Below are 1056 nucleotides of genomic sequence, written 5' to 3'. Positions count from 1 at the left end.
CAGTCAAACCGATGGCACTAAGAGCAAATTCTGATTCAACTAAGTTGCTGTTAGTTAAAAGGGATATGCCAAATAATATGAACAAGCCAATTTGAAGTAGTGCAAACAGTATATAAATTATTAGCATAACAAGTTCTTTTGTATTCGTTTTTATAAAGCTCACTTTATTACCTCCATAATGAAATTACTTAGAATCTTTGATTTTTCTTGTTGCATTAGGTTCTCCTTCTAAAATATAATTATATAAATGCCAAACCGGACGGTTCGGTTCGAAAACTAATGATACTATAAGTTTCTAGTTTTTTAAACCCCTTTTATAAATTATTAATAAAATAAAAATAAAAGCAAAAATATTAAGATGTTCGCATAGTTAAGAAAAGGGGAGTTTTTAATGTTGTTGTAATAATTGAATATGAATTTGAAAGGATGTACATCATGATTTTAGTTAGTTCTTGCTTAGCTGGAAAACCAGTAAGATATAATGGTACTGCATGTTTAAACGATACAATTCAAAAATTAATTGATGAAAAGAAAGCGATACCTGTTTGCCCGGAGTTATTAGGTGGTTTTGTTACACCGAGAGAACCAGCTGAAATCTTGGGCGGAGATGGATATGATGTTTTAGAGGGCAAAGCAAAAGTAATGGAACGTTCCGGTAATGATGTGACGGAATTATATATAAATGGTGCCATGAAGACTTTAAATTTAGCACAAGAAATGCAAGCTAGCCATGTAGTTTTAAAAGAATATAGCCCTTCTTGTGGCAGTAAAGAAATTTATAGTGGTGAGTTTGTTGGTAAAAAGGTAACAGGAGTCGGCGTAACGACTGCTCTATTAGAAAGTAAGGGCATTAAAGTTATATCTGAATTAGAATTAGATAAATTAATTAATAAAATATAATGTTAGAGGGCAAATTTTAACAATTCGCTTACCGAAATTATCAAACTTTATTATAAAAATAAATAGCTTGTAAAATTTCAACACACGCATTTTAATCAAATTTTTTTCAAAATGCGTGAGATTTTTTTGTGATGAAATCAATGGTTTCGCTTAAAT

At 30.3% G+C, this 1056-nt stretch carries 1 protein-coding gene and 1 pseudogene; one reads left to right on the top strand and one right to left on the bottom strand.

The features are described 5' to 3' along the window. Nucleotides 1–163: pseudogene (locus BB045_RS09845) on the bottom strand (CPBP family intramembrane glutamate endopeptidase); the annotation flags it as partial. A gap of 272 nt (nt 164–435) precedes the next feature. On the opposite strand from BB045_RS09845, the gene BB045_RS09840 reads away from it, so the two are divergent. Then, nucleotides 436–900: a 2-thiouracil desulfurase family protein gene (locus tag BB045_RS09840; RefSeq protein ID WP_000604767.1), complete on the top strand. Its 465-nt coding sequence runs from the start codon at nt 436–438 to the stop codon at nt 898–900. Nucleotides 901–1056 lie beyond the last annotated feature (156 nt).

It is taken from the genome of Staphylococcus sp. MB377, from assembly GCF_001922505.1.
Taxonomy (GTDB): domain Bacteria; phylum Bacillota; class Bacilli; order Staphylococcales; family Staphylococcaceae; genus Staphylococcus; species Staphylococcus haemolyticus.
The sequence above is the reverse complement of the archived record's forward strand: the minus strand, read 5'-3'. Positions and strand labels throughout refer to the sequence as shown.

Excerpts from the sequence above, each read along its gene's own strand:
- BB045_RS09840 (WP_000604767.1), top strand. The coding sequence starts at position 436 with ATGATTTTAGTTAGTTCTTGCTTAGCTGGAAAACCAGTAAGATATAAT.